The following is a 26,147-nucleotide window of genomic DNA, read 5'->3' as shown; positions in this document are numbered from 1 at the left end:
TACAACGCGATTACCGTGGGGGCATGGCCTCCCACCCCGACCGCCCGACCCGCCCCGAGTCCCGCCCGTCCCCCGACGGGTACCGAGAGCTCCTGCGCACGCATCTCGCGTCGGTGCTGCAGCGGGCCTCCCAGAGCACCCGGTTGCCCCTCGTGGCGTGCGCGGACTCGGTGCTCGCCCGGGACCTGCTCGCGTCGACCGACCTCCCCCTGTTCGTGAACTCGCAGATGGACGGCTACGCGGTGCGCTCGTCGGATGTCGCCGGGGCCGGTCCGGACTCGCCGGTGCGGCTCCGGGTGGTGGGGTCGATCCACGCCGGCCAGGGGCCGGGACCGGAGATCCACGACGACGAGGCCTGCGCGGTGATGACCGGAGCCCCCCTGCCCGGTGGAGCGGACTGCGTCGTCCCCGTGGAGGACACGTCTGCCGACCCGGCCGACCCGGCCGCCTTCGAGGCGGGCCGGCCCGAGACCGTCCTGGTCCATGCTCCGCGGGTCGCCGGGGAGTTCGTGCGGCGGCCGGGGGACGACGTCCGCGCCGGTGACCTCGTGATCCCCGCCGGGACCCGGCTCGAGGCCCGGCACCTCGCGGCGGCGGCCTCGCTCGGGGAGTCCGGACTCGACGTGCGGCCGCGCCCGCGGGTCGGCGTGGTGGCCACGGGCTCCGAACTCGTCGCACCGGGCAGGCCCCTGGAGCCGGGACAGATCTGGGAGTCCAACTCGCTCACACTCGGCGCGGCGCTGCGAGCCTGCGGGTGCGAGGTCACCGCGACGGTCATCAGCAGTGACGAGCGGGACGACTTCACCGCGGCGCTGGACGTCGCCACCGGGGACGCCGACCTCGTGGTGACCGTCGGGGCGGTGTCCATGGGGGACGCCGAGGTGGTGCGTCAGGTCCTGGCGGACCGCGAGGGGGCCCGCTTCGCCCCTGTCGCCATGCAGCCCGGGGGCCCGCAGGGCCTCTCGTCGTGGCGGGACACGCCGGTGGTGTGCCTGCCGGGCAATCCGGTGAGCGCGCTCGTGTCGTTCGTGGTACTCCTGCGTCCGATTGTCCTCGAGGCCGTGGGTCGCGTGCCCGTGCAGACCAGCCGGGCCCTGCTGTCGCGCGACGTGACCTCTCCCGCCGGTAAGGCGCAGTACCTGCGAGCGGCGCTCCTGCCCGGTTCCGCCGGCAGCATGTCAGGGCCGCCCACCGCCGAACCGGTCTCGGGCCCGGGTTCGCACCTGGTCGCCTCGATGGCGCGGGCCGACGTGCTGATCGAGATCCCCGCCGACGTGACCTCACTGGCGGCGGGGGACGAGGTCGTCACCATCCCCTTGTAACCGATCGAGCCCTTGTGACCGATCGAGCACACCCCGGCCTCTGTTCGCACCGCGGTGCCCCGCACATGTGGACGGGCCCGCTTCTCACGGTCGGCGAGAAGCGGGCCCGGTGGTCACACACCCGGCCGGGTCAGTACCAGTGTTTGCGTCCACCGACCGCCCGGCCGGCTGCTCCGAGCACGTAGAGGATTACCCCGATCGCCACGAGAACCAGGCCGATCGTCCAGAGAATCGGGATGTCCAACAGGAATCCGAGGATTAACAGAATCGCACCGAGAATGATCATTGAGTCGTCCTTTCACTGTGACATGACATGGAGCGACGAGCGTATATCGGGCCGTGCCGAACCACGACCGGTCGCGGAGGCTCAGGCCACGCTGTCGAGAGCCTGTTGCCAGAAGTCGGCCTCCAACCGGGTGGCCGTGGAGAACACCCCGGTGAGCTCGTCGAGACGTCGCTCGCTGAGTCCGCCCGCGGCCAGCTGATCGAGCTGGGCGATCGCCGCAGCCGACGCCGCGGTGAACTCTGCGCCCGAGTACTCGGCGATCCATTCGGCGTACGGATGCTCGGTCACCCCACCGCCACTGCCGCTCACGTCGCGGTGGTCGGCGAGGCGAGGCTGCACCAGCGCCCCGATCTCGGCGTACCCGATGGTGCACGGCGCCAGCGCCACGTGCAGGTCGAGCAGGTCTCCGGACATGCCCGCGTCCAGGACGTAGCGGGTGTAGGCGACGGTGGCCTGCTTCTCGGCGGCGGCCTCGAGCTCCGCGCGCGGAATGCCCCACCGCTCGGTCAACCGCAGATGGAGCGCGGTCTCGGCGATGATGGCCCCCGTGGCCTGATGGGCGGCCGTGATGTCGGCCAGCGTGCGACTCTTGAACGCGGCCAGTGCGTTGGCACGGGCGAACTGCACCAGGAAGTGGAAGTCCTGGATCAGGTAGTCGCGGAACACGTCGATCGGCAGCGTTCCTTCTCCGAGCCTTTCCACGAACTCGTGCCGGATGTAGGCCTCCCACTCGGGGCGGCAGCGGTCCTTGAGGGTCTCGAACAGGGTCATTTCGGCTCTCCTCGGGTGAGTGTCGGGATGCTGAGCAGTCCGCTCGGTCGGTGTGCGGATCGTCGCGCTCGACGCCGGGGCCAGCCACCGCACCCCGCCGAGCCGGTCCTCTCTGCACCGTGCCGCCGGCACCCCCAGCCTGCCATTCGGCCCGAGTGGCACCGCCGATGCCCATGCGTCCTGATCGGTCACGATCCGTGAATATGGGGCACAATCCGTGGAACCCGGTCGCGATCCGGGAGGTGCGCACTCGGCCGACGCCTCACGGAACTCGCTCGATCTGCCCGGCCCGCCGGGCGCGACTGGGCGGGACCCCCTCCCACCGAATGAACGTCCTGGTGAAGGTCGCGGTCTCGGAGTACCCGAGTTCGCGCGCCACCTCCGACACCGGCACGCGGAGCGCCAACAGCTCGAGCGCCCGATGATGCCTCACCTCGTCGAGCAGCCGCCGGAACGAGGTCCCCTCCGCGGCCAGCCGGCGACGCAGGGTGCGGACGTCGATGTGCAGCTCACCTGCCACCTCCGTCATGGACGGCCACGTCTCGCGCTCGTGACGTAGGCGGCTGCGGACCTGACCCGCGACGCCCACGCGCGCCAGCCGGTCGTCGAGCAGTTCGCGACACTGCCTCTCGAAGAGCTTCGCCGTGTTCTCGTCGCCCTGGGGCAGCCGCGCGTCCAGCCGCTCCCGGGTGATGGCCAGTCGGTTCCGCTCGGCGTATGGCCGGACCTCGTCGACGGTCAACCCCCACGACTCACCGAGGATCACGGCACTCTCCGGGCCGAGGGTCGTCTCGAGCCCGGTGATCCCCACGTCGATCTGAGCCCCACGGAGCGCCGCGGCCAGGCCCGCCAGGTCACGCTCGACCACGAACGTCCGGACATCCGCGGGGATCTCGTCATCGGCGGCGAGCAGGCAGTCCACGTCGGCCCCGGTTCCGGTGGCTCCCGCCGAGCCTTCCTCGAGGGAGAACCGCAGGTGAGTGGGCGAGAGCGCGAGGTACGGGATGGCCCGGTCGAGCGCCGCCCGCACGGTCGGCCCCGCGAGCATCATGAAGCCGATGACGCCGGTGCGCCCGAGCGTCGAATGGGCACCGATACCCGCACCCAGACCCGGCCGGTCCCCGAGCTCGCCCAGGAGATTGCGGATCACCACGAACTCCTGGTGCGCCCAGATCTGTGCGGTCTCGTCGTCGAGGTCCGCCGCGTCGAGCCCGGTGCCGGCGAGGCACTCCGTCGTCGTCATCCCGCGCGCGACGCCGCCGTCCACCATGATGCGGATCCCCTCCGTGCCGCGGGGCACCGCCCACACGGGCGAGGACGAGCGCGGCGTCGACGAGCCGACCGCGGACGAGCCGACCGCGGACGAGCTGAGCGCGGACGGGCCCGACGACGAGGTCATCGCCCGACCGTATCAACGCAGGTTGCCGAGTGACCGAAAATGCCAACCATCCGACCGCCATCGCCCTGTTCCCGGTCCCGACGAGTGGCTACCGTCACACTCATGACTCTCGCCAGTAACATCAGCGCAGGTACGGGCTCGGAGGGTTCACAGCCGGGGAGCTCGACGAACGGGGCGGCAGGGCCGGCGGGTCCCGCCCACTCGGCATCACCGTCCGGCCTGGCCGAGGCGATGGAGGAGCTCTACGCTCGGGCCAAGGCCGAGGTGGGCCAGGAGGACCTGGATCACATCCGCCACGTCACCGCATATGGGCGGGCGATCGACGCACGCCGCCGCGAACTCTTGCGCGAGGGGGGTCCGCGCGCGATCCGCCGGGCCACCGCGCTGGAGATGATGTACCGACTCATGCAGTTCTCCGAGCTGGGCCACAACATCGTCCACGGCAGTTACGACCACCTGCCGGGCAACGGCGAGTACCACTCGGATCGCTACGACTGGGACTTCAACGTCGACGTCGACCACTGGAAGACGATGCACCACGCGGGCCACCACCCCAACACCAACATCGTCGGCAAGGACCACGACCTCGGCTACAGCGTCTTCCGCGGCAGCGCGGGCCAGGACTGGTACGGCCACCACCTCGGGCAGGTGGCGTTGATCTCCGCGCTCGCTGCCATGGCCCCGGTCGCGGCACCGTTCTTCCTGGCCAACATCGCGCGCAAGGTCGACAGCCACCCGTTCTTCAGTTCGTACACCCTGCGCTCACCGGCCAGGATCGCCCGTCGGGACGCGCGGCGCCGCTTCGTGGACGAGCCCTTCCGCTCCGGATGGAAGCCGCTGCCGACCCTGGTGGCCAACTACCTGGGCGGAGTCGCCGGATACATGTCCGTGCTGTTCCTGGTGCTCATCGAACACCACGCGGGTGAACTGGAACTGTTCACCGATCCCGGCCCGGATGAGACCCCCGACCAGTATTACGAGCGGCAGATCCGGGCGACCCGCAACTTCCTGCCCAGCCGACGGATGGACGAGGCGCTGACCCGGATCCTCGAGGAGGAGGTTCCGTTCGACGACCGCCCCGACCTGCGGATCTTCTACGGCGGACTGGACACCCACATCGAGCATCACCTGTTTCCCGACCTGCCGCCGTCCATGCAGCGCAGGATCGCGCCGGAGGTGCGCGCCCTCGCCGCCCGGTTCGGGCTGCCGTATCACGAGACCCCGTTGCTGGAGACGGTGCCGCTCATCGCCACGACGCTCACGGGCCTGTCGGTGCCGCTGGGCGAGCGGGAGTTCGGACGACCGGCCGAGTTGCTGCGCGACCCCTCCTCGCTCGTGCGGCGCGTGATCTCGGGGTTCACGTATCGGCCGCTGCCCGAGTCCCCGTACCTGGACAAGCCCCGCTTCCACAATGTTCCCGCGAGGGTCCTGTCGGCCACGCCGGTCGCCGGCGGTGACGCGCTCTCCGTGCGTCTGGCCAGGCCGCGCGGGTGGGAGGACGTGGAGTGGGAGGCCGGGGCGTACATCTCGGTGCGGGTGGAGGTCGACGACGACGACGACGGCGGCACCGCCGAACTCGTCCGTCAGTACAGCCTCGTCCGCGACAGCATCGACTCGCGGCTCGACGGCTCGCAGCGCGACGAGCCGGGACACCTGGAGATCTGCGTCAAGCGGGTCGACGGGGGCCGGGTCTCCACCCGGTTGAACGACACGCTGAAGGCGGGGCGCCACGTCACTCTCGTCGGCGTTCCGCAGTCGTCGGGCGACTTCGCCATGCCGGAGCCCGGCGCCCCCTCACTGCTCATCGCCGGCGGGGTGGGCATCACGCCGATCATCAGCCTCCTGCGCCGCATCGCCCGCGACGCCGGGACCGACGCCACCGTGCTGTACTTCAACCGCGACGAGCGCTCGATCATCTACGAGGCGGAACTCCGTCGGCTGGCCCGCGACTCGGGCGCCACGCTTCACCTGTTCACCGATACGCCGTCCGGGCGGGACGGCCTGACCACCGGCCGGCTGGGTCCGGAGTTGCTGCGCGGTCTCGTCCCGGACGCCGCCGACCGGGAGACCTATGTGTGTGCGCCGGCCGCGGTGATCGATCTGGCCCGCGACCAGCTGCGCGCCCTCGGACAGCCTGCCGAGCGCTTTCACGCCGAGTCGTTCACCGCCCCGGAACTCGAGCGACCGGCGGACGACGGCAGTCGCTACACCGTGCACTTCCGCCGCACCGGCACCTCGGTGGAGATCGACGGGGCCACGACCCTGCTCGAAGCCGCGGGCCGGGCGGGCATCTCCGTACCGACCGGGTGTGAACGCGGACTGTGCAAGGCGTGTGTGACCGGCAAACTCAGCGGTACCACCAGCGCGGAGTCCCGGGCCGACGGAGGCACGACCGACACGGTCGTCCGGGAGCGGATCACCGTGTGCACGGCGATGCCCTGCTCGGACATCGAGCTGGACCTCTAGCCGCACTCGGCCATCGGGGTGGCGACAGCCGGCTGACCGGCGGGGTTCACCACTTGCCGCGCGTGTACTGCGGCGGGTACGGCGCCTCACGCCAGGGCACTCCGAGTTCGGCGGCCGCGCGGAGCGGCCAGGCGGGCTCGCGCAGCCCGACTCTGCCCAGGAACACGACGTCGGCCCGCTCGTCGGCCAGCACCTGCTCGGCGTAGTGCGGGTCGCTGATGAGTCCCACCGCGCCGGCCAGCACCGCCCCGGACGCCCGGACCTCCTCGGCCAGCGGCACCTGATACCCCTGCTCGAGTGGCACCGGCGGGACGGCAGGGGTGTTGGCGGCCGACGAGACGTCGACCAGGTCGACGCCGTGCCCGGCGAGGCGCGCCGCCAGCCAGCGCGAATCGTCCGGGGTCCACCCACCGGGAACCCAGTCCGTGGCCGAGATGCGAACGAACAGTGGCTTGCCCTCCGGCCAGACCCGACGGACCGCATCGCAGATCTCGACCAGCAGTCGCGAGCGGTTCTCCCGGGAGCCGCCGTACTCGTCCGATCGCTCGTTGGACAGGGGCGAGAGGAACTCGTGGACCAGGTAGCCGTGGGCGGCGTGGATCTCGACCACATCGAAGCCCGCCTCGTCCGCGCGTCGGGCGGCCGCGGCGAAGGCGTCGACGACAGCTCGGATCCCGTCGGCGTCGAGCGCGACCGGGGCCGCCATGTCGCCGAACGGGATGGCCGAGGGGGCGACAGTGGTCCACCCGCCCTCCGCCACCGGGATCGACCCGGTGGGCTCCCCGGGGAAAGCCCGGTGGGTCGACGCCTTCCGCCCGGCATGGGCGAGCTGGATGCCGATCGCGGCGCCCTGCGAGTGGACGAAGTCCACGATCGGCGCCCATGCGTTCCGCTGCGCGTCGTTCCACATCCCGGCGTCGTGGGGGCTGATCCGGCCCTCGGGCACGACGGCGGACGCCTCCGCGAGGATCAGTCCGAACCCGCCCTGCGCCCGCGCACCCAGGTGCACGAGATGCCACGGGGTGGGGACGCCGTCGCGGGCGTCGCACGAGTACTGGCACATGGGCGAGAGCCACGCGCGGTTGCGGATCTCGAGATCGCGGATGCGGATGGGGTCGAAGAGGAGTGGCATTCCGTCGATTAAACCCCTGCGGGCCGGGTCCGGATCGCGGGGCACCACCCCCGGCACGCTCTCTCACGCACTCCGGCACCGGCGACTAGCGTGGTCGCCATGACTGATGCCCACCCGGATCTGACCCACCTCGACGCCGAGGGCCGGGTTCGGATGGTCGACGTGGGCGGCAAGGCCGTCACCACCCGCACCGCCACCGCCGAGGGGGTCTTCCGTACCCGGCCCGAGATCGTGACGATGGTGTCGGGGGACGAGCTGGGGAAAGCCGACGTGCTGGCCACCGCCCGGTTGGCCGGTATCGGCGCGGCCAAGAAGACCTCGGAGCTGATCCCGTTGTGCCACCAGATCCCCCTGAACTCGGTCAAGGTGCGCTTCCAGCTCGACGCGCCGGCCGGCGAGATCCGGGTGTCGGCCACAGCCACGACGACCGGCCGCACGGGGGTGGAGATGGAGGCGCTCACGGCTGTCTCGGTGGCCGGGCTGACACTGCACGACATGGTCAAGGCCGTCGACCCGCTGGCCACGATGGACGGGGTGAGGCTGGCCGCCAAGTCCGGCGGGAAACGGGGCGACTGGACCAGGGACCAGGACGAGTCACCCCCCGCCGCCGCCGGGCGGGCCGCGGTGGAGTCGGGTCGCAGCGCCGTCGTCGTCGTCTCCTCCACGGCCGCCGCGCACGGGCGACGGGAGGACACCACCGGCCCCGCCATCGAGGGCTGGCTGCTCGGGCGCGAGTTCTCCCCGGTCGAGGTCCACGTGGTCCCCGACGCGGAGGTCGCCGCGGCGGTGACCGAACAGGTCCGCCGCTCCCCGGCCGTGCTGTTGACCACCGGCGGGACCGGGGTCGCCCCGGATGACCGCACCCCCGAGGCGACCGCGCCGCACCTGGACCTCGAGCTCCCGGGCGTCGCCGAGGCGATCCGGGCCCGCGGTCTTGTCTCGACCCCCACCGCCGCCATGAGCCGCGGCCTGGCCGGCTTCGCCGGACGTACCCTGGTGGTGAACCTCCCGGGTTCGCCGGGCGGGGTGCGTGACGGGCTGGCGGTCCTCGACGAACTGCTCGACCACCTGCTCGCCGTGCACGCCGACGGCGGCGGACACTGACCGCCGCGCCGGCCCGGGACCGCACCGCACCGCACCGCGAGGAGGCACCGACCATGACCGTTCACAGTCCACTCGTGCAGATCACCGAGGACGCGATCGACCCCAGGGAGGTCGAGAGGGCGGTCTGGAGCACCGCCGACGGGGCCATGGTGACGTTCTCCGGCGTGGTGCGCGACCACGATCACGGACGCGACGTGCTCGACATCGAGTACTCGGCCCACCCGACGGCGCAGGATGTCCTGACACGGCTCTGCGACGAGGTCGCCACCGAACACACCTCGCCCGAGCTGGAGAAGGGCGGGCCGCTCGACCCACGCCGCAGCGTCCGCATCGGCGCGGTGCACCGGGTCGGCGTGTTGGCTGTCGGCGAGGTCGCGGTGGTGGTGGTTGCGGTGGCGCCGCACCGGGGCGAGGCCTTTGCCGCGTGCTCGGAGCTCATCGAACGGCTCAAGCGGGGTGTGCCCATCTGGAAGCGGCAGCGCTTCACCGACGGCGTCTCCGAGTGGGTGGGCGTCGGCGACTGCTGAGGCGGTCAGGCCGGTCGTCTGCGGGAGCCGTTCCCGGGACGGCCTGGCGGGTTGACGAGCGTGCCGTCGTCGGCGATGGTCCGATCCACAAAGGCGCTCCACTCTCGTTCCCGGATGGCGTCACGGGCACGGGCCAGGGGGCCCTTGGGTCTGGTGCGGTGTTCGTGACCGGTGTCGGTGAGGATGACGAGTTCACCCAATGGCCCGGTCCGGTAGGCGTTGGTCCCGAACGTCTTCTCCCGGTGGTGTTTCCGGCACAGGCAGACGAGGTTCCACTCGGCGGTCGGCCCGCCGAGTTCAGGGTCCTTGGTGTTGAACGCGATGACGTGGTCCACATCGCAATGCTTGGCAGAGACCGAGCACCCTGGGTGTCGGCACGTCCCGTCGCGCAGACGGATCCGCTCGGCCATCGCCGGGGTGATCACGTAGCGCAGGGCGTGATCGGGGGAGTCGAGCGCGCCCGGGGCGGGGTCGATGAGCTCGAACCGCACGCTCGCATCGTCACCCTCAAGCAACTCCGTGCAGAGCCACTCGAAACTGCTGTAGGCGCCGTGAACGAACTCGACGCGGTTGGGCAGGCCCCGGACCGCGGAGGCGATCACGCTGATGCGGATCGGCTGACCCGCCCGCGCGGCGTTGCCCAGTGTGGGCCGGGGCAGGTCCGTCCCCACCCTGACGTCGCCGAGTTCGATGTCGTCGAGATCTATGTCACCGAGGTCTCTGCCCTCATGCTCGGACGCGGTGGCAGTGGGGGCAGCGGCGGCGTCGGGGTCGGTCGCGGACGGGCCGGCCTCAGCCTCGTAGACGGCGAGCGCGGCGAGCGCGTCGGCGCGGAGCTGGTCCATGGGACGATCCAGCCCGTCCGCGGAGGCGACCGAGGCATCGGTCTCGATACGCCGCCGAAGAAGCTCGGCATCGGCGGCGGTGAGCCTGGCCCACATCGTGGCCATGCCGTTACGCGCGCCGCGGAAGCGGACGGAGCGGGTCGCGGCCGCAGCGTCGGCGGCATCCTCCGCGGCAGCCGGGTCGTGTCGCTCCACGGCATCATCGATCGCCGAGTCCACCGCGAGGCGACTCGGCCGGTCGCCGCCGTCGAGATCGTCAACAAAGCGCGCGACCACCTCGTCCTCCACGTCCGACACGATCGCGTCGGGAACCTCTGCCAGGCGGCACGCGATATCGATCGCCAACTGTTCAGGCATCAGCCCGCGGTCGACCGTCGACCGCAGACGGGGCAGCCGCCGGTGGATCTGCGTCCCGGCCGTCACCAACCGCGCGGCATGCCAACACGTGAGTTGACACGCCGCGACCAGGTGATCACGCGCCCGCGCCTGGGGATCCAACCGGGCGTAGGCCGGCCGGCGCGAACCGGCGCCGCGCTCGTCGGACCGGGCCTCGTCGGCTCGAGCGAACTGCGCGACCAGGACATGCGCCGCTTCCAGCCGCGTGGCCCCCGCGCGGTTCTGCGCCAGCGTCGCGGCGCGGGCCGCCTCGCTGACGGCCCCCGCGTCGATCATGCCGAGGGGCTGGGGTACGGCGAACAGCGCACTCGTCGTCATCGTGATCCCCCTCCCCCTTGGCCATTATCGAACACACTTTCGATACTACCGCAGCAGCCCTTTTAGCACAAGAGTTCGAGTTCTCACTCCAGCCGGCTGCCGACCCACTCCGCCAGTACCCGCGCGCACGCGTCCACGCTCTGTACCCACGTGGACCCCGCCGACTCGTCGGCCGGGTCGGAGACGTACTTGACCAGGCGGGTGGGCAGGCCCAGCATCGAGCCGGCAGCGGCGACCGCGTACCCCTCCATGTCCACCAGGTCGGCGATCGACGCGAGGTGGTCCCGCAGTGGCCCGCCGGCCACGAAGCGATCACCGGAGGCGAGCACGGGCGCGCCGGTCCCGCCGGGCTCCGACGGCAGCGCGTGGGCCGGCTCGGGGGTGATCGCGAACTCGGCCGAGAGGGTCAACGGCGGTCCGTCGTGACGGCCGGTCACGGCGTGGAGTGCCAGGTTGTCGAAATCGTGCTGGAACACGGTGGCGATCTCGTGAACGCCCTGCATCCCCGGGTGCAGCCCCCCGGCGGTGCCCACGTTGACGAGCTCGCGGGGCCGGACGCCGCCACCGACCGCATGCGCCACCGCCACCGCGGCCCGAACCTTGCCGACGCCCGTGACCAGGACGGGGAAGTCCGTGACGAAGTGACGGGCCTCCTGCTCCAGCGCGACGACGACGAGAGGGTGTGCCGGATCGACGGTTCCGAGGAGCTCCACGGTCTCCACGGTAGTCACCGGCGATCAGGCTCTTCCACTGCGTTGTCCGTGCGATCCACCCACCACGCCTACGGTGGCAGGAGAAGGCCACCCGTCGACCGCAGAGGTGAACCGTGACCCCACTCCCGTCTCCCCGCCCCAACGCGGCCCGCCGCTCACTGCTCCTGTCCGCGGTCGCGGTGCTCGCCGCCGCCGGATGCGCGACCGGCGCGGAGGACGACCGGGTCGACGCGGCGCCGACGGTCACCGCCACCGTGACCGCTCCCGTCGAGACGGCCGAACTGCCCGCCGGCCAACGGGACGGCGACAGACCCGGGGAGCCCACCGACCGGGGGGCGTTCGACCGGTCGGACTGCGGCACCGACGTCTCGGGGCAGGACATCCCCGGGGATGTCCTGGTCCGCGACGGTCAGACGTGTGTGCTGTCCGACCTGACCGTCACCGGCGACATCGACGTCCGGAGCGGCGGTCGGCTGGAGGCCCGCAACGTCCGGGTCACCGAGGACATCGAGGCCGAGGGGCACGCCTCCGTTCTGGTGTCCGGGGGCGAGGTGGCGGGGTCGATCGAGTTGGACAGGGGCGGCGAGGCGACGGTGGAGAACGTCCGGATCGGTGGCGATCTGGAATCGCAGGAGAACTCCGGCCCCCAGCGCTTCGACGGCAACTCCATCGGGGGCGACCTCGAGTGCGAGGGCAACGCCCCGGTCCCGACCGGCGGCGGCAACGAGGTCGGCGGTGAGCGGGAAGGGCAGTGTGCGGGGTTGTGACCCCGGGACCAGAGCTACCCGGAGGGTGACCACCACCGGGTGTCGGACTCCCCCAACGGCAGACGGTCCACCACCTCGTGCCGGGCCCGCCCCCCGGGCCCCTCACCGAGAAAGGAGTCGACCAGCGCGATCTCGGAGACCGTCCAGTCACTGCTGGTGAAGGTGTCGAGGACGCGGAGCCATGCCGTGGCATCGGAGCGACCGCGGAGCCGGGCGAGCGTGAGGTGAGGGTGGAACCGAGCCCCGTCGGGGACGCAGCCGGCGGCGTTGGCGGCCGACCGGGCCCCCGCGGCCAGGGCGTGCAACGGAGTCTCGCGCGACCCGGAATCGGTCGGGGCTGCCGCCAGGTGCTCGACGCCCGCCCACAGCACCTTCGCCCGGTCGACCGAGGGGAACGCCCCCGCCCCGGCGAGCCGGATCCGGAACGGCTCGTGCTTCCGGGCGACCGCGCCGAGCCTGTCGGAGAGGTCGTCGATCCGCCACTCGTCGACATCCGGGCAGAAGGTCAGGGTGAGGTGCCACTGCGCGGGATCGGTCCAGGCGAGTCCCGGGCGCGGTTCGAGGAACCGCTCGAGCTCCTGGCTCACCTCCTCCGGCGGCAGCACCGCGGCGAACATGCGATGACCCATCTGCTACCCGCTCCCCACTGCTCGTCGGACACTGCCCGAGGTACCCCACCACCGTGGCCCACCTCACGCTCCATCACAAGAACCGGTCCACGTGGAGCTTGTTATCGTGGCCATCACGGCGGTGGGGCCCGCCTTCAACCACGACACGGATGTCGTCAACGGTCCCTGTTTCCTAGTCAATGCTGGTAGCCACCATGCGTGTCGACGGCGGCCACCCGACCGGACACCCCGACCGGGCCTCGTCCGAACCGGGCGCCCCGCGGCGTGCGGCGGCGTACAAGGTCAGGAGGCAGCGCCGATGAGCCGACCACCGCATCTGCACCCCGGGTTGATCGCCCTCGTCGCGCTCGGCGGCGCCGCGGGCACCCTGGCCCGATGGGGCATGACCACGTCGATTCCACACCCGCACGAGTGGCCGGTGGCGACGCTCGCCGAGAACCTCATCGGAGCGTTCCTCCTCGGGCTGCTTCTCGAAGCACTCGTCCGTGCCGGTGACGAGACCCGTCCCCGACGGATGATCCGCCTCGGCCTGGGCACCGGCGCCCTGGGTGGATTCACCACCTTCTCCACCTTCGCCCTCGAGATCGAGAGGCTGCTCACCTCCGGTCACGTCGGCCTGGCGGTCGGCTACTTCACGGTCTCGCTCGTCGGCGGATTCCTCACCTGCATGCTCGGGGTCATCCTGGCCAGCCGGCACCATCGGTGGCGCGAGCGTCGTCTCCCCCTCGATCCCGACCAGGGTGTCGTCTCCGACCCCACCGCGCCGGGAGGGGACCGCCCGTGACCATCGCCCTCATCGCCCTGTTCGGCGGGCTCGGCGCCGCGGCCAGATTCGTGGTGGACGGCCTCGTCAGAACCCGGTGGAACAGCGGTTTCCCGGTCGGAACCGTCGCCGTCAACATCACCGGCTCACTGCTCATGGGCGTGCTCACCGGGGCGGCGATTGCCGGGGCGATCGGTGGCGTCGGTCTGGAGGCGGCCACGATCGGCTTCTGCGCCGGGTACACCACGTTCTCGACCGCCATGGTGGAGACCGTCCGCCTGGTCCAGGGCGGGGCCTATCGCAGGGCCCTCGGCAACGTCCTGGGAACGGGGATCGCGGTGGTCGCGGCGGTGGCCGCCGGTCTCGCACTGGCCGCAGCCCTCTTCTGAGCACGCTCCACCCGGCGGGCGGCCTCACCCCGCGAGTCCGGCCTCCAGGGCGGCGTCGAGTCCGGCGCGGTCACCCGAGATCTCCAGAGCCGGGTCGTCGGCCCCGATCCGTCCCCACAGCAGGAGCGCGAGTGTCTCCGGCGGGCCCGTCACCGCGACCTCACCGGCCTCCTCCGCGCCGGTCAGGACCCACTCGGGGTCGGCGCCCGGGCTGCGTGCACCCACCGGCTCGGCACCCGTCGCCAGCCCCTCGGGGGCGTGCAGGACCGCCCGCAGCCGGATCGTCACGGGTAGCGACCGTCGGGGCCCCTTGTGCGGGAACATGACAGCGCAGAACTCGTCCACCGTGTCCACCGCCACGTCCTCCGGCAGCGGCGTGGTGGCGGTGGGCCCGCCGAGCGCGTCCTCGAGGTCCCAGCGGTGGACGGCGGTCTCGTGGAGTTGCCGCCGAAGCCAGAAATCGGCCCGGCCGGGGCCGGAGAAGGTCCACACCGGCGCGTCGGGGGCCGTCTCCGTGAAGGTCTCGAGCATTCCCGAGGCCTGCGTCGCGTACCAGTCGGCGAGCGCCGCGGCACCTGCGGACATCGGCGGGGCGGACCTCATCGCGTCACCCAGCCCCCGCGAGCGCTCGTGCGGGTTCCGGTCGCGCACCGTGGCGCCGCCCCACCGGTTGACGGCACCGAGGTGGGTGACCAGATCGTGGATCGTCCACTCCGGACACGACGGCACCAGAGTGGCCAGGTCGGTGGCCAGGTCGGTGGCCGGGGCGGTGGCCGGGTCGACGCCCCCGGCGAGCGCGAACCGCACCAGCCCGACCTGGGCCTCGATCGCGTCGAGCATCCGCTCCCGCGTCAACCCGGGGCTCATACCCGCGTCGCCGCCTCGTTCGATCCGATCGATCCACTGTCCTCGGTGCCCGGCCGGCGCCGGGTGAAGTCGATCTGCCGCCCCGCGTTGGACACGGCCACCACGGTCCCGGTGCCGAACACGCCGTCCCGGTCGAACAGCGATGCGCTGCCCACCGCCACGCCCGCGTCGCTGAGGTGCTCGTCGGCCTCGATCCCGATGTCGCCCGAGCGGGGCAGACGGGCCAGCGCCACGGTGAGGTCGGCGTTGATGAAGCCGATGCCCTCGTCGCCCCAGTGGGACATGAGGCTGGTGGACTCGGCGAGGGTGACGGCGCGCTGGAAGGGCGTGGCGTCCTCACCGGCCACCACGTCCAGCGGACGCAGCCAGAAGCGTTTGCGCTGGTCATTCTGGTGCGCACCCATGTCGCGGCTCCACGCCTCCCCCTGGTCTCCGCTGCCGAAGAAGACGTTCGATCCCGGCGTGTCCTCGAGCGGGTCCGCCTCGGGCGGGGCCCCGACGCGCCGGCCCGAGCGCCACACGTTCCCGGGTGGCTGCTCGCCCCGGCGCAACTGGACCAGAGTGCCGCGGGCCACGAGCGCGCCCTCCTGCAGCATCCGGACATCGGCGACCCGGATGCGGTTGCCAGCCCGGACCTCTTCCGTCACGGCGAACAGCGGTTCGGTGCGGACCGGCGCGAAGAGGTCCACGGTGAGTCGGGCGGGGTGAAACCCCTCCGCCCCGTGCTCGGACTCGAGCGCACGAGCGGCGGCCACCACCACGGCGGGCCCGTTGACCATCGTGTCCGACCACGCGCTGCGGGCGTACCTGGTGGGGATGTACGCCCCGGAGTCGTCGACAGTGAAGAACGACCGCTCGCCCATGGATTCAGCCCACCATTCCGGTTGAGGAGTTCGCGGGCCCGTGTGGTGTGGCCCGGCGGCCCTGCCCTGCAGCCCAGGACCGCAACACGGCCGCGAGTTGAGTCTCGAAGTACTGCTCGGCGCTGGGGGACTGACGCCACACGCTCAGTTCCAGCGACACGACCCCGTGCAGTGAGGCCCAGATCGCCGTGGCCGCCTCGTGGACGTCCGAGGCCCGGAAGACCCCCTCGTCCACGAGCGCGTCGACGATCTCGAGCAGTGGTTCCCTCCACCGGGGGTCCCGGCGGCCCGTCTCGGTGCGGGGCGAACGGACGGGCTCCCCCACCACGAGCGCGTACAGCCCCTGGTTCTCCAGCGCCCACCGTCGGTAGGCACGGCACAGGGAGCGCATGTCGGTCTCGACACTGTCGTGGCGCAGTGACTCGCGCAGCGCCTCGGCGAGCATCCGGTCCGCCTCCTCCGCGACCGCCGCGAGCAACCCGGACTTGCCCCCGAACATCGTGTAGATGGCGGTGGTGGAGGTGCCCTGTGAGGCGGCCAGCGGCCGCAGTCCGAGCTTCTCCGGCGCCGCGCTCCGGAGCCGGCGCGTCGCCTCGCGCAGGATCCCCAGCCGGAGGGCCTCGTCGTACTGGGCGTGGGGAGGGGCGCCGGAGGTGCCGCGGGAGGGGGAACGGGTCACCCGGGAAGAGTACGACGACGACGTCGCGATCGCGTCACAACGCCGTGGCGTGTCCACCGAAAACACTGTTGCCGTACCGCCGACGCGCCGCCCGTCCCCTGCCCCCGCGGTCGCGCCGCGCCTCCCGCGGACGCCGTGACAACGGTGTCCCACCTGCCGTGACGGCGTTCCCGTGGCTCTACGCTGTGACCCATGCCCACTCTCAACCGTCACGATTCCGTCTTCGTCCTCCGCTTCGCCGAGCCGGACGACCCGGCGGACGCCCCGGACAACGCCTTCTCCCCGGAGTTCCTGGACTCCCTCGACGCCGCGCTCACCGAGGTCGAGGCGTCCGAAGGACCGGCGGCACTGGTCACGACCGGGGCCGGGAAGTTCTACTCGAACGGTCTCGACCTGTCGGTCGTCGCCTCCGATCCCACCGGACTGCCCGCGTACGTCTCACGGGCCCAGCGGTTGTTCGCCCGGGTCCTGCGGCTCGAACTACCGACGGTCGCGGCGATCAACGGCCACGCCTTCGGAGCCGGCGCGATGCTGGCCCTGTCTCACGACCACCGCGTCATGCGCGCCGATCGCGGATTCTGGAACCTGCCCGAGGCGCAGCTCGGCATGCCGTTCCCCCCGGGGATGAACGCGCTCATCACCACACGCCTCACGCCCGGGGTGGCGAGCACGGCGATGCTCACCTCGAGGCGCTACCCGGCGTCCGACGCGATCGAGGCCGGGATCGTCCACGAGGCGGCCGAGGCCGACGCGGTGCTGGACCGCGCCGTGGCGGTGGCGGCGGAGATGGCTCCGCTCCGTGGGGCCAACTACGCGGGGATCCGCGCGGGACTCGTCGCCGCCGCCCTGTCGCACCTGGACGCACCGATCACTCAGCTCTGAGCGGACAATTCCCGCGGCGTCACCGCGTCCTTCCACCAATTCCGGTCGCCGACCGGGTGGGGCGTGTCCGCCGGGTGGGGAGACCTGCGAATAGAACGAGGGCCCGCACCCCGTCACCGGGGATGCGGGCCCTCGATTGCGTGGTCAGTTCGCGGCGGCGTAGGCCTCCATCACGTCGGCCGGGATGCGGCCACGGTCGGAGACCTCGAAGCCGTTTTCCCTCGCCCATTCACGAATGATCTTGGTATCGCCCGACGAGGACTTGGCGGCAGCCTTGCGAGCCGGCTTGCCCCTGGTCGCGGTCACGCGGTGACCAGCGGCGATGTACGGGGCCATGACATCCCGGAAGGCTTGGGCGTTCTCGTCGCTCAGGTCGATGGAGTATTCCTTGCCCTCGAAGGCGAACGAGAGGGAATTAGCCTCGTCACCCAGTTCTGTTCCGTCGAGGTCATCGATGTACTTGACCTGGAATTGCTGCGCCACTGTCACTCCCTAGCTGGTTGCCGTTACTACTGCACAACAGTATGCACAATTTCTGCATATTATGCGTGATCACATTAGTTGACCAATGTCGATAATAGTCTGACCTTTACCGTGTCGAGAACTCCCGGTTCGGAGAGGCGGTTAATCCCGCCGAATTCTCTCGATATAACCGGACGATCAGATCGACTATCTCCGGGTTGGCGCCGAGCGGCCGCGAGGTCGCGTCCGCTCCGGCCGCCGCCAGACGATCCGCGAAGAACCCGGGAGCGAGCAGGTGCGTCGCAACGGCCACCCGGCGGTGCCCCCGCTCCCGGAATCCGGCGATCGCGTCGGCGACGGCCGGGGCGGCGGCGGAGGCGAAACCGGCGCTCACCGGCACGCCCAGCACCCGTTCCAGGGCCGAGGCCAGGGCCCGCGTCTCCGCCTGCGAGGACTCGTCCCGGCTGCCCGCCGCCCCCAGAACCACCGCGTCGGAGCCGAACGCCCCCACGGCCCCCGCCTCGGCCAGCCGCTGGACCAGCGCGCGCACGATCTCCGGCTCGCCTCCCACGTGGGGCGCGAGCGCGACGGGACCTGGAGCGCGATCGCAGGCGCCCTCGACGTCCTCGGTGACGTGGTAGCCGCGGGCCAGGAAGGCCGGGACCACGACGGTGGGGACGGCGTCGGCGAGGATGCGGTCAGGGCCCGGCGCCTGGACGTCGACCCATGCCAGACGGCAGTCCACGTCGCCGAGTCTCCTGCGGGTCTCCACCAGGACCCGGCCCAGTTCCCGACGGCCCGCCGAGGACCGGGTCCCATGTGCCACGAGCAGCAGACGGGGCCGCCCGGCGACGGGGTGGATGGTGTGCACGTTCGTCGTCATCCCCCGAGCATGCCGGATTCCGGGTGCGCCGCCCCGGACGCTCGGCGAGACTGGGGTGATGGACGCAGGAGCCGGACGCAGTCGGCGGGCCCTCGGATCGGGCAGGGGGCGCCGGGCGCGTCCGGAGGTGACCCTGTCCAACTTCGAGGCCGTCTACGACTACTACGGCCCCGCCCGGCGGAGGGACGGCTTCACCCATCCCCTGCTGGCGTTCGTGGGGGCGCTGTACTCACCCGAGGTGCGGATCGGGGCCGGGACGGTGGAGGAGTTGCACCGGCTCCACGACGCGGGGGTGGGGATCGTCGTCGCCGCCAACCACCCCTCCGCTCACGACCCGTTCGTGCTGGCATCGGCGGTGTACGACCGGCGGGTCCGGTTCCTGTCCTCCGGCACCGGCCTGACCAAGGACCCGCTCTTCCGCGGTCCGCTGCGACCGGTGTTCGAGTACACGGGCACCGTCCCGGTCTTCCGGGCCAAGAACTACGTGGGCACCGACCGCGCGGTGCACGACGCGGCGGCCGCCCGACTGATCGGCCTGTGCGTGGACCGACTGCTCGCCGGCGGGGTGGTCCTGACGTTCGTGGAGGGCACCAACTCCTCGGCCGACGACCTGCGCACGCTGCGGCTCGACTCCGTCAAGAAGGGCGTGGGCCAGATGACCCGCGGGGTCCGCGAGGCGGGCGCGCCGGTGGCGATCCTGCCTGTCGGGATCGTCTACCGCGGACGGGAGCACGCGAGGCTGCCCCCGCGCCACCCCGTGGTGTCCGCCGGTCCGCTCTCCCTGTGGGAGGGCCCCGGTCCCGTGCCGTCGATCGACGAGGTGCGGCGGGCGGTGCGCGACGGTATCGACGCCGCCCTCACCGACGCCTGGCGCTAGCTGTTCAGGCCCCGCCGTCGATCACGCCGGGCACGATCTCGAACTCGAGCCCGGTGGACCTGAGCTCGCCGGCCCGCTCCGCCAGGGCATCGGCGGCGACGATCCGGACGACCCCGTGCCCGGCGGCGCACCGCGCGGCCACCACCCGGGCGACCGCGTCGACGGGCAGGGTCGACCCGACCTCGATGACCTCGACGTCGTCGTCGATCTCCGCCAGCAACCCCGGATCGGCCGCGCCGTCCACCACCAGGACGTCCGCTGCGTGGACGAAACGGCGGGCACGGACGGTGAGGAGGTCACCGTCGCCGCACCCGCCGACCAGGACCAGCCACCCCGCCTCGGGGCGGCGCCGGGCGCGCAACCCCGCCGGTGCGGTGGCCAGAGACCTCGCCACGTGACGTCCCACCCGCACCGACCGGCGCGGGTCCGAGGAGTCCACGGCGATGCGGACGAGACCCGCCGGCGTCGCCACCGCCGTCCGCGCGGGCACCCGCACGGAGCCGAGTGCGGCGTCTCCGGCGGCCACGCACCAGATCCGGCGCTGCTCACAGAGCGCGGCGACCTCGGCGTCGACCGCCGGGTCGCCGGTGGCGACGTGCACCATCCAGGGCGTGTCCAGGTCCGCGGGGGTGAAGTTCCTGGTGACGACGACGAGCTGGCCGCCGGCCCGCGTCGCGAGGTCGGCCATCGCCGGGTCCACCCGAGGGGCCACGACCCGGACCACCGCCCCGGCGGCGAGGAAGGTCTCGGCGCGGCGGACCGACACGGGCCCCGCGCCCACCACGAGCACCTCCCGGGCGGACAGCCCCACGGTGAGAGGGAGGCCGTCCAGCGTGGGTGCCGCCGACCGCTCGACCGCAGGTCCCGCGTCGGCGAAGGCGATGGTCACAGGTGGATGCCGCACTCGGTCTTGGAGGAACCGGCCCAGCGACCTGAGCGCGGATCCGCTCCGGCTTCGACGCGGTGGGTGCACGGTTCACAGCCTATCGACGGGAAGCCGTCGTCGAGTAGGGGGTTGAGCAGGCACCCGTGCTCCTCCGCGTAGGCGTGCACGCGATCCAGGGTCCACGCCACGAGCGGGTTGATCTTGATCATCGAGTGCTTGGCGTCCCACTCCACGATCGCCGCGCCGGCGCGGTGGTCGGTGTCCACGCGGCGCAGGCCTGTGATCCACGCCTCGTAGCCGGACAGAGCCGCGTCGAGCGGCTCCACCTTGCGCAGGCGGCAGCACAGCTCCGGGTTCGTCTCGAACGGGCGCGGGCCGAGCGCGGCCTCGTGCTCCTCGCGGCTCGCGGGGCTGCGCACGTCCACCACGTTGAGCCCCGGTGTGGACGCGAGGGCGTCCCGGACCCCGATGGTCTCGGAGAAGTGGTACCCGGTGTCGAGGAAGAGCACGTCCACGCCCGGGGCGTACTGCGCGGTCATCTCCGGAACGACGGTGTTGGCCATCGAGCAGGCCACGGCCAGGGCGTCCCCGAAGGTCTCACCGGCCCACGCCAGGACTTCGGCGGGGTCGACCTCACCGTGGCGGCCGTAGAGTCCGCGGTCGTCGAAGCGACGGGCCGCGTCCTCGGCGATCGCCTTGAGCTCCTCGGTGGTCCGGCGCCGGCCGGGGCCGGGGGTCAGGACGGTGCTGCGGGGCAGCAGATCGAGAGCGACTGCGGTCATACCAGGACCTCCTCCTCCACCCGGTGGGCCCACTCGGCGAAGGTCTCGCCGTCGGCACCGGTCTCCCTGTACTTGCGGATCACGCGCTCCACGTAGTCGGGCAGATCCGCGGAGGGCACGCGCAGGCCGCGGACCGTGCGGCCCAGGCCGCCCGACTCCTGGTCCTGGGAGGCCAGGCCACCACCGAGGTGGACCTGGAATCCCGGGGTGTCGCCGTCGAGCAGCTGGCCCTTGAGCCCGATGTCGGCGGTCTGGATGCGTGCACAGCTGTTGGGGCACCCGTTGAGGTGGATCGACAGCGGCGTACGCAGGGGCGCCTCGTCGGCGAACCGGCTCTCGAGCTCACCGATCAGCGCGGTGGCCGTGTCCTTGGTGTCGACGAAGGCGAGTTTGCAGAACTCGATGCCGGTGCACGCCATGGTGGAGCGGCGGAACGAGCTGGGCCGGGCGTGCAGGCCGATCTCCGCCAGCCCCTCGACCAACTGCTCCACCTTCTCCGGCTCGACGTCCAGCACCAGCAGCTTCTGGTGCGGGGTGAAGCGGACCCGGTGGGAACCCGCGGCCTCGGCGAGGTCGGCGACCTGCGCCAGCTTCTCCCCGCCCACACGGCCGACGGTGGGAGCCGCGCCCACGTAGAAGCGGCCATCCTTCTGCTCGTGGACGCCCACGTGGTCGCCCGAACCCACTCCACGCTCGGGGGCGGGGCCGTCCGGGAGTTCGCGTCCCAGGTACTCGTCCTGGAGGACCTGGCGAAACTTCTCGGCACCCCAGTCCTTGATGAGGAACTTGAGACGGGCGCGGGTGCGCATGCGGCGGTAGCCGTAATCGCGGAAGATCCCCACCACGCCGGCCCACACCTCGGCCGCCTCCTCCTGACGGACGAACACGCCGACGCGGGTGGCGAGCTGCGGGTTGGTCGACAGTCCGCCCCCCACCCAGAGGTCGTATCCGGGGCCGAGTTCGGGATGCCGGACGCCGACCAACGAGATGTCGTTGATCTCGTGGACCACGTCCAGACTCGGGTGCCCGGTCATGGCGGACTTGAACTTGCGCGGGAGGTTGGAGAACTCCTCGGTACCGATGTACTTGGCCTTGATCTCCTCGATCACCGGGGTCGGGTCCAGGATCTCCGACTCGGCCACGCCGGCCACCGGGCTGCCGAGGATCACCCGGGGGCAGTCGCCGCAGGCCTCGACGGTGTCGATCCCCACGTCTTCGAGACGCCGCCAGATCTCCGGGACGTCCTCGATGGCGATCCAGTGGTACTGGATGTTCTGCCGGTCGGAGATGTCGGCGGTGCCGCGTGCGAAGTCGGTCGAGATGCCCGCGAGGACCCGCAACTGATCGGTGGTCACCGCTCCGCCGTCAGTCCGGACCCGCATCATGAAGTACTCGTCCTGCAGCTCGTCGGCCTCGAGCTTGGAGGTCCGGGAGCCGTCCAGACCCTGCTTGCGCTGGGTGTACAGGCCCCACCAGCGCATCCGGCCCGACAGATCGTCGGACGGGATGGAGGCGAAGCCCTCCTTGGAGTAGGTGTCGAGGATGCGCTGGCGGACGTTGAGCGCGTCGTCGGTGAGCTTGAACTCCTCGTTGTGGTTGAGGGTGAGCTTGCCGTCGATCTTCCACTGGCCCTGGGGCTTGGGGGCGCGAGCGGGTCGAGCGGGGCGGGAGGCGGTACCGGTCATGACGGCGAGGGTAGCCGCCGACAGACCGGTCTGTCTAATGCGCGCGGGCGACCCGCCCCTCGCGATCCACCCCTTGTCGACGGCCGCCTCCCGACGGGATCAGCCGCCCCCCACGAGGGGAGGCGGCTGAGAATCACCCCGTCGTGCGACCTGTCAGACCGGCGGCATGATGGTCGACCCCAGGTCCTCGGCGATCCCGAACACCGTCATCCAGAGAGCCTCCACGATGTGAACCGGGAGGAATGTCAGGGTGTCGACGAGCGTCGACCCTGTGTCGGTGGCCAGACTGCCCACGACGCCGACGGACGAACCGGCGAACTCCACGAGACTTCCCCACATGATGAACTCCTTCCAGAGCGGCCCTGGACAGCCCACCCGTTGGACTACATCTCGGTCGCCCTGATCTGATCATAGGACGATCCTCATAAAGTAGGAACCCCCCAGTGAGCGGGATGCGAATAGCCTGAGAAGGTTTACTCTGAGGGCGAGTTTGTGGAAACCACGGTCGATCGTCAGTAACGTGAACCACAAGTCCCGCCAGACAGTGGGGCGCCACCTCTCGAAAGGACACGCCAATGTTCTCTGATTTCTGGTACTCCCTCGCCAACGGCTCCGTCGACCTCGTCCCGAACGTCGGGTCCGCCGCGATCGACGGTCTTCTCCGGCTGCCCGCCTACATCCTCGACACCCTCGGCGGCGGCGCGGAGCTCTTCGGCTCCTGATCGACCCCGCTGATCGGCTCTCGGAGCCCAGCACGAGCGCCCCGGTGGTCCGCCACCGGGGCCCTCGTCATTTCACCCCACACGGCGAATTCTAGGAGTCGTTGCAACACCTGAGTGTGATCGAGGTGTTGCGTTGTGGCTGCTGAGGGCTCTGTGTGGGAGATCTCGCCGGTGCAGGAGTCGGAGCTGGAGTCGCTGGTTTGTGGCGGGCTTTCGGTTCGTGCGGCGGCCGGCCGGGTCGGGGTGCATTACGGGCGGGCGCTTGCGTTGGCGCACTCGCGCAAGTGGCCGGTGTCGACGAAGCGGCATTCAACTGGTGACGAGCGAGCGACGATCAGGGCGGCGTTGGCGTCGGGGATGGAGCCGATGGACGTCGCTCGTGCCGTCGGGGTCGGCTCGTCGGTGGTGTACCGGGTCGGGATGGCCGCCGGGTTGTGGGTTCGCCACTGCGATGGCGTTACCCGCAAGTCGACGACCAGGCGGTGCGAGTACCTGCTCTTGCGGGCCCGGTCGATGGATCGTCGTGGGGCGGCCAAGGCGGTGGGGATCAGCGTCGAAACGGCGCTGGACTGGGATAAGGGCGTGACCAAACGCAATGGTCAGCCACGATCGGCGTTTGTCCCCGCCGGCCCGGACGTCGGCCTCTATAACCGTCTGATGAGTGTCTTGGAGTGCGTCCCGGGCCGCCAGGCGGTGCCGGTGGAAATCGTGCCTGTCGAGCGGGTCGAGAAGGTCATCTCGAGCCGTTACCTGTCAGTACTCGAGCGGGAGAAGATCGCCGACCTGCGCCGGGCGGGCAAGGGCATCCGCGAGATCGCCCGCCAGGTAGGCCGCAGTCCCGGTACGGTCTCTCGCGAGATCGCACGTAACAGCAGCAATGAGGGCCGCTACGAGCCACATCAGGCCCACCGGCGCAGCGTGCTGCGACGGTTCCGGCCCAAGGTCGCCAAGATCGCCGCCAACCCGGCTCTGGCGGCGTTCATCCAGGAGCGGTTGTCGCTACGGCACTCGCCCGAGCAGATTGCCGGAGCGTTGCGCCGGCAGTTCCCCGACGATCAGGCTATATGGGTGTGCGTCGAGACGATCTACCAAGCCCTGTACCTGCAATCCCGCGGTGGCCTCAAGCGGCAGGTCCAGGCAGCTCTCCGGACCGGTCGTGCCAGGCGGATCCCTCGCAAGCGCCCTGATCAGCGGCGCAGCAGGTTCGTCGATGAGATGGTGATGATCTCCGACCGGCCCGCCGAGGTCGAGGACCGGGCGGTGCCCGGCCACTGGGAGGGAGATCTAATCCTGGGCGCCGGGAACGCCTCGGCGATCGGCACCCTGGTCGAGCGCAGCACCCGCTACGTCATGCTCGTGCACCTGCCAGATGGCCACACCGCCGAGGCCGTCCGAGACCAGCTCGTCAAGGTCATCTCGACCCTGCCCGAGCACCTGCGCGGATCGCTGACCTGGGACCAGGGCTGCGAGATGGCCGGTCACAAGTCGTTCTCGATCGCCACCGGCTGCCCGGTGTACTTCTGCGACCCGGCCAGCCCCTGGCAGCGGGGATCGAACGAGAACACCAACGGGCTGCTGCGCCAGTACTTCCCCAAGGGAACCGACCTGAGCGTCTTCGGCCCCGAGGATCTCGAGCACGTCGCCCAGGAGCTCAACGCCCGCCCCCGCAAGACCCTCAACTTCGAGACCCCCGCCGAACGGATGCGAGACCTACTAGCCTCAACCTAGGAATCCATCGTGTTGCAACGATCCCTAGAACCCGAGCCCGTCAGCACTCCGACGGCCATCACATCCCGCAGAACTCCATCCAGGCGGCGACCTCTCGCCGCGCCTGCTCCCGCCCGAGGACGTACGCCTCGGCGAGCCGGTCCACCCTGCGCTCGTAACTCCGGATCAGGACGCGTTCCGGGCGGAACACCACGGCGCCACCCGACGCCTCGAGGGCCTCGATCTCGTCGAGGGTCTCGTTGTAGAGCGCCCACCTGTGGAGGAGCGCCTCCCCCACGGCCGGAAAACGCCGGAAGTACGAGCGGTAGAACGGGGTGAGGCGCCGCGGCGGGATCTTCCGGTACCCGCTCGGCTGGGTCAGCACCACCAGGAACCTCTCGTATCCCGCCTCGCGCGCGGCGGACAGCGGGATCCCTCCGTCACGGCCCAGCGCCCCGTCGACGTAGTACTCGCCGTCGATCAGGACCGGCGGCATCCACACCGGCATCGTCGAGGACGACCTGACCATCCGCATGAGCTCTGACATGCTCGCGGCGTCCTCCTCGGTCCAGAAGACCGTCGCACCGTCCGAACACCGGAACGTCCCGATCCTCGCAGCCGTCCCGCTCTGGGAGAACGTGTCGAAGTCGTACGGCAGCACCTGGTCCGGGAGACCGGTCTGCTCGTAGATGTACTCCGCGTTGAACAATCCCTTTCCGCGGGCGAAGCTGCGCCAGTCGCCGAAGTTCGGATCGGCCGCCAGTTCGACGAAGCTCTTCCTCGCCCGGACCGGTTCACGGGAGAGATAGTTGGCCACATGGGTGGCGCCCGCGGAGATTCCCGCGGCCATTCCCCCGTGGATATCCGCGCTGATGAGGGTCTCCACCACCCCCGCCGTGTGCACCGCCCGCATTCCCCCGCCCTCGAACAGGACGGCGACATCCGGAGCGGTGGGCGATAAGTCGGTCACGACACCCAGGGTAAATCGCCCCGTCACTTCGATGATGATCGACTACCGTCTCCGA

Annotated in this window: 28 protein-coding genes; 11 read left to right on the top strand and 17 right to left on the bottom strand. The window is 71.0% G+C overall.

Features of this window, described 5'->3' with window-relative positions; translation table 11 throughout:
- The first annotated feature begins 23 nt into the window (after positions 1–23).
- The gene (glp, locus tag CT688_RS00700; protein WP_231750433.1) at positions 24–1,322 is read left to right on the top strand and encodes a gephyrin-like molybdotransferase Glp; all 1,299 of its coding nucleotides are present in this window, start codon (positions 24–26) and stop codon (positions 1,320–1,322) included.
- Between the two features lie 130 nt (positions 1,323–1,452).
- On the opposite strand, the gene CT688_RS17445 is transcribed toward glp, so the two are convergent.
- The 3 genes from CT688_RS17445 to CT688_RS00690 all read right to left on the bottom strand — a co-directional run bounded on the left by CT688_RS17445 (position 1,453) and on the right by CT688_RS00690 (position 3,778).
- A complete protein-coding gene (locus CT688_RS17445) occupies positions 1,453–1,608 on the bottom strand; it encodes a DUF6131 family protein (protein ID WP_182613520.1) in 156 nt (51 codons plus the stop codon).
- Positions 1,609–1,689: 81 nt separating this feature from the next.
- Positions 1,690–2,379: a TenA family protein gene (locus CT688_RS00695; RefSeq protein WP_107755342.1), complete on the bottom strand. Its 690-nt coding sequence runs from the start codon at positions 2,377–2,379 to the stop codon at positions 1,690–1,692.
- A gap of 262 nt (positions 2,380–2,641) precedes the next feature.
- Entirely contained in the window at positions 2,642–3,778 is a 1,137-nt protein-coding gene (locus tag CT688_RS00690) for an AraC family transcriptional regulator (protein WP_107755341.1), read from the bottom strand.
- 102 nt (positions 3,779–3,880) lie between these two features.
- On the opposite strand from CT688_RS00690, the gene CT688_RS00685 reads away from it, so the two are divergent.
- Positions 3,881–6,244 carry a fatty acid desaturase gene (locus tag CT688_RS00685; protein ID WP_228549473.1) on the top strand — a complete coding sequence of 788 codons (2,364 nt, stop codon included), beginning with the start codon at positions 3,881–3,883 and terminating at the stop codon, positions 6,242–6,244.
- 46 nt (positions 6,245–6,290) lie between these two features.
- Here CT688_RS00685 and CT688_RS00680 read toward each other — a convergent pair whose 3' ends face one another.
- Positions 6,291–7,376 (bottom strand): NADH:flavin oxidoreductase/NADH oxidase, encoded by a 1,086-nt coding sequence (locus CT688_RS00680; RefSeq protein ID WP_107755339.1) that lies wholly within the window; start codon positions 7,374–7,376, stop codon positions 6,291–6,293.
- 99 nt (positions 7,377–7,475) lie between these two features.
- Here CT688_RS00680 and moaCB point away from each other — a divergent pair, with 99 nt between their 5' ends.
- Entirely contained in the window at positions 7,476–8,480 is a 1,005-nt protein-coding gene (gene moaCB, locus CT688_RS00675) for a bifunctional molybdenum cofactor biosynthesis protein MoaC/MoaB (RefSeq protein WP_107755338.1), read from the top strand.
- Between the two features lie 53 nt (positions 8,481–8,533).
- Complete coding sequence (locus tag CT688_RS00670) at positions 8,534–9,007, top strand: molybdenum cofactor biosynthesis protein MoaE (protein WP_107755337.1); 474 nt, start codon at positions 8,534–8,536, stop codon at positions 9,005–9,007.
- A gap of 5 nt (positions 9,008–9,012) precedes the next feature.
- Here the strand turns inward: CT688_RS00670 and CT688_RS00665 are convergent, their stop codons facing one another.
- Together CT688_RS00665 and CT688_RS00660 are read right to left on the bottom strand one after the other, a co-directional pair.
- Complete coding sequence (locus tag CT688_RS00665; protein ID WP_107755336.1) at positions 9,013–10,566, bottom strand: HNH endonuclease signature motif containing protein; 1,554 nt, start codon at positions 10,564–10,566, stop codon at positions 9,013–9,015.
- A gap of 83 nt (positions 10,567–10,649) precedes the next feature.
- Complete coding sequence (locus CT688_RS00660) at positions 10,650–11,297, bottom strand: nucleosidase (protein WP_231750432.1); 648 nt, start codon at positions 11,295–11,297, stop codon at positions 10,650–10,652.
- Positions 11,298–11,392: 95 nt separating this feature from the next.
- Here CT688_RS00660 and CT688_RS00655 point away from each other — a divergent pair, with 95 nt between their 5' ends.
- Entirely contained in the window at positions 11,393–12,046 is a 654-nt protein-coding gene (locus tag CT688_RS00655) for a hypothetical protein (protein ID WP_107755334.1), read from the top strand.
- A gap of 14 nt (positions 12,047–12,060) precedes the next feature.
- On the opposite strand, the gene thpR is transcribed toward CT688_RS00655, so the two are convergent.
- Positions 12,061–12,675 carry an RNA 2',3'-cyclic phosphodiesterase gene (gene thpR, locus CT688_RS00650; RefSeq protein WP_107755333.1) on the bottom strand — a complete coding sequence of 205 codons (615 nt, stop codon included), beginning with the start codon at positions 12,673–12,675 and terminating at the stop codon, positions 12,061–12,063.
- A gap of 298 nt (positions 12,676–12,973) precedes the next feature.
- On the opposite strand from thpR, the gene CT688_RS00645 reads away from it, so the two are divergent.
- Together CT688_RS00645 and CT688_RS00640 are read left to right on the top strand one after the other, a co-directional pair.
- A complete protein-coding gene (locus CT688_RS00645; protein ID WP_107755332.1) occupies positions 12,974–13,459 on the top strand; it encodes a CrcB family protein in 486 nt (161 codons plus the stop codon).
- Entirely contained in the window at positions 13,456–13,827 is a 372-nt protein-coding gene (locus CT688_RS00640) for a CrcB family protein (RefSeq protein ID WP_107755331.1), read from the top strand. Before CT688_RS00645 ends, CT688_RS00640 begins: the two co-directional genes overlap by 4 nt.
- Positions 13,828–13,851: 24 nt before the next feature.
- Here the strand turns inward: CT688_RS00640 and CT688_RS00635 are convergent, their stop codons facing one another.
- The 3 genes from CT688_RS00635 to CT688_RS00625 are packed head-to-tail and all read right to left on the bottom strand — an operon-like array spanning position 13,852 to position 16,236.
- Entirely contained in the window at positions 13,852–14,694 is an 843-nt protein-coding gene (locus CT688_RS00635) for a maleylpyruvate isomerase family mycothiol-dependent enzyme (RefSeq protein WP_107755330.1), read from the bottom strand.
- On the bottom strand, positions 14,691–15,557 hold the full coding sequence (locus CT688_RS00630) for an acyl-CoA thioesterase domain-containing protein (protein ID WP_107755329.1): 867 nt from the start codon (positions 15,555–15,557) through the stop codon (positions 14,691–14,693). Before CT688_RS00630 ends, CT688_RS00635 begins: the two co-directional genes overlap by 4 nt.
- 4 nt (positions 15,558–15,561) lie before the next feature.
- Positions 15,562–16,236 (bottom strand): TetR/AcrR family transcriptional regulator, encoded by a 675-nt coding sequence (locus tag CT688_RS00625; protein ID WP_107755328.1) that lies wholly within the window; start codon positions 16,234–16,236, stop codon positions 15,562–15,564.
- A gap of 192 nt (positions 16,237–16,428) precedes the next feature.
- Between CT688_RS00625 and CT688_RS00620 the strand changes: the two genes are divergently transcribed.
- Positions 16,429–17,118 carry an enoyl-CoA hydratase/isomerase family protein gene (locus CT688_RS00620; RefSeq protein ID WP_107755327.1) on the top strand — a complete coding sequence of 230 codons (690 nt, stop codon included), beginning with the start codon at positions 16,429–16,431 and terminating at the stop codon, positions 17,116–17,118.
- Positions 17,119–17,262: 144 nt separating this feature from the next.
- On the opposite strand, the gene CT688_RS00615 is transcribed toward CT688_RS00620, so the two are convergent.
- Both CT688_RS00615 and CT688_RS00610 read right to left on the bottom strand, forming a co-directional pair.
- Positions 17,263–17,601 carry an Lsr2 family protein gene (locus tag CT688_RS00615; RefSeq protein ID WP_107755326.1) on the bottom strand — a complete coding sequence of 113 codons (339 nt, stop codon included), beginning with the start codon at positions 17,599–17,601 and terminating at the stop codon, positions 17,263–17,265.
- 106 nt (positions 17,602–17,707) lie between these two features.
- Positions 17,708–18,463, bottom strand: a complete 756-nt coding sequence (locus tag CT688_RS00610) for a sirohydrochlorin chelatase (RefSeq protein WP_107755325.1) — start codon at positions 18,461–18,463, stop codon at positions 17,708–17,710.
- 58 nt (positions 18,464–18,521) lie between these two features.
- Here CT688_RS00610 and CT688_RS00605 point away from each other — a divergent pair, with 58 nt between their 5' ends.
- Positions 18,522–19,340 (top strand): 1-acyl-sn-glycerol-3-phosphate acyltransferase, encoded by an 819-nt coding sequence (locus CT688_RS00605; protein ID WP_107755324.1) that lies wholly within the window; start codon positions 18,522–18,524, stop codon positions 19,338–19,340.
- Positions 19,341–19,344: 4 nt separating this feature from the next.
- Here CT688_RS00605 and CT688_RS00600 read toward each other — a convergent pair whose 3' ends face one another.
- The 4 genes from CT688_RS00600 to CT688_RS00585 form a co-directional block, all read right to left on the bottom strand.
- On the bottom strand, positions 19,345–20,229 hold the full coding sequence (locus tag CT688_RS00600; RefSeq protein ID WP_107755323.1) for an NAD(P)-dependent oxidoreductase: 885 nt from the start codon (positions 20,227–20,229) through the stop codon (positions 19,345–19,347).
- Positions 20,226–21,008: a phosphoadenylyl-sulfate reductase gene (locus CT688_RS00595; RefSeq protein ID WP_107755322.1), complete on the bottom strand. Its 783-nt coding sequence runs from the start codon at positions 21,006–21,008 to the stop codon at positions 20,226–20,228. Before CT688_RS00595 ends, CT688_RS00600 begins: the two co-directional genes overlap by 4 nt.
- Positions 21,005–22,693: a nitrite/sulfite reductase gene (locus CT688_RS00590; RefSeq protein ID WP_107755321.1), complete on the bottom strand. Its 1,689-nt coding sequence runs from the start codon at positions 22,691–22,693 to the stop codon at positions 21,005–21,007. The genes CT688_RS00595 and CT688_RS00590 overlap by 4 nt, the downstream gene beginning before the upstream one ends.
- 153 nt (positions 22,694–22,846) lie before the next feature.
- The gene (locus tag CT688_RS00585) at positions 22,847–23,032 is read right to left on the bottom strand and encodes a hypothetical protein (RefSeq protein ID WP_107755320.1); all 186 of its coding nucleotides are present in this window, start codon (positions 23,030–23,032) and stop codon (positions 22,847–22,849) included.
- 236 nt (positions 23,033–23,268) lie between these two features.
- Here CT688_RS00585 and CT688_RS17440 point away from each other — a divergent pair, with 236 nt between their 5' ends.
- Positions 23,269–23,415, top strand: a complete 147-nt coding sequence (locus tag CT688_RS17440; protein WP_182611984.1) for a hypothetical protein — start codon at positions 23,269–23,271, stop codon at positions 23,413–23,415.
- Positions 23,416–23,928: 513 nt separating this feature from the next.
- Positions 23,929–25,143: an IS30 family transposase gene (locus CT688_RS00580; protein ID WP_107757906.1), complete on the top strand. Its 1,215-nt coding sequence runs from the start codon at positions 23,929–23,931 to the stop codon at positions 25,141–25,143.
- A 58-nt stretch (positions 25,144–25,201) separates the two neighbouring features.
- Here the strand turns inward: CT688_RS00580 and CT688_RS00575 are convergent, their stop codons facing one another.
- The gene (locus CT688_RS00575; protein WP_231750431.1) at positions 25,202–26,092 is read right to left on the bottom strand and encodes a patatin family protein; all 891 of its coding nucleotides are present in this window, start codon (positions 26,090–26,092) and stop codon (positions 25,202–25,204) included.
- Positions 26,093–26,147: the final 55 nt, after the last annotated feature.

This window comes from Dietzia sp. JS16-p6b, assembly GCF_003052165.1.
Lineage (GTDB): Bacteria > Actinomycetota > Actinomycetes > Mycobacteriales > Mycobacteriaceae > Dietzia.
The sequence above is the reverse complement of the archived record's forward strand: the minus strand, read 5'-3'. Positions and strand labels throughout refer to the sequence as shown.

Bases quoted from the DNA above. Each gene is read 5' to 3' on its own strand.
- CT688_RS00605 (WP_107755324.1), top strand. From the start codon at position 18,522: ATGGACGCAGGAGCCGGACGCAGTCGGCGGGCCCTCGGATCGGGCAGG.
- CT688_RS17445 (WP_182613520.1), bottom strand. From the start codon at position 1,608: ATGATCATTCTCGGTGCGATTCTGTTAATCCTCGGATTCCTGTTGGAC.
- CT688_RS00630 (WP_107755329.1), bottom strand. From the start codon at position 15,557: ATGGGCGAGCGGTCGTTCTTCACTGTCGACGACTCCGGGGCGTACATC.
- CT688_RS00590 (WP_107755321.1), bottom strand. From the start codon at position 22,693: ATGACCGGTACCGCCTCCCGCCCCGCTCGACCCGCTCGCGCCCCCAAG.
- CT688_RS00595 (WP_107755322.1), bottom strand. From the start codon at position 21,008: ATGACCGCAGTCGCTCTCGATCTGCTGCCCCGCAGCACCGTCCTGACC.
- CT688_RS00620 (WP_107755327.1), top strand. From the start codon at position 16,429: ATGCCCACTCTCAACCGTCACGATTCCGTCTTCGTCCTCCGCTTCGCC.
- thpR (WP_107755333.1), bottom strand. From the start codon at position 12,675: ATGGGTCATCGCATGTTCGCCGCGGTGCTGCCGCCGGAGGAGGTGAGC.
- CT688_RS00680 (WP_107755339.1), bottom strand. From the start codon at position 7,376: ATGCCACTCCTCTTCGACCCCATCCGCATCCGCGATCTCGAGATCCGC.
- CT688_RS00585 (WP_107755320.1), bottom strand. From the start codon at position 23,032: ATGTGGGGAAGTCTCGTGGAGTTCGCCGGTTCGTCCGTCGGCGTCGTG.
- CT688_RS00665 (WP_107755336.1), bottom strand. From the start codon at position 10,566: ATGACGACGAGTGCGCTGTTCGCCGTACCCCAGCCCCTCGGCATGATC.
- CT688_RS17440 (WP_182611984.1), top strand. From the start codon at position 23,269: ATGTTCTCTGATTTCTGGTACTCCCTCGCCAACGGCTCCGTCGACCTC.
- CT688_RS00610 (WP_107755325.1), bottom strand. From the start codon at position 18,463: ATGACGACGAACGTGCACACCATCCACCCCGTCGCCGGGCGGCCCCGT.
- moaCB (WP_107755338.1), top strand. From the start codon at position 7,476: ATGACTGATGCCCACCCGGATCTGACCCACCTCGACGCCGAGGGCCGG.
- CT688_RS00645 (WP_107755332.1), top strand. From the start codon at position 12,974: ATGAGCCGACCACCGCATCTGCACCCCGGGTTGATCGCCCTCGTCGCG.
- CT688_RS00635 (WP_107755330.1), bottom strand. From the start codon at position 14,694: ATGAGCCCCGGGTTGACGCGGGAGCGGATGCTCGACGCGATCGAGGCC.
- CT688_RS00690 (WP_107755341.1), bottom strand. From the start codon at position 3,778: ATGACCTCGTCGTCGGGCCCGTCCGCGCTCAGCTCGTCCGCGGTCGGC.
- CT688_RS00580 (WP_107757906.1), top strand. From the start codon at position 23,929: ATGGATCGTCGTGGGGCGGCCAAGGCGGTGGGGATCAGCGTCGAAACG.
- glp (WP_231750433.1), top strand. From the start codon at position 24: ATGGCCTCCCACCCCGACCGCCCGACCCGCCCCGAGTCCCGCCCGTCC.
- CT688_RS00695 (WP_107755342.1), bottom strand. From the start codon at position 2,379: ATGACCCTGTTCGAGACCCTCAAGGACCGCTGCCGCCCCGAGTGGGAG.
- CT688_RS00670 (WP_107755337.1), top strand. From the start codon at position 8,534: ATGACCGTTCACAGTCCACTCGTGCAGATCACCGAGGACGCGATCGAC.
- CT688_RS00685 (WP_228549473.1), top strand. From the start codon at position 3,881: ATGACTCTCGCCAGTAACATCAGCGCAGGTACGGGCTCGGAGGGTTCA.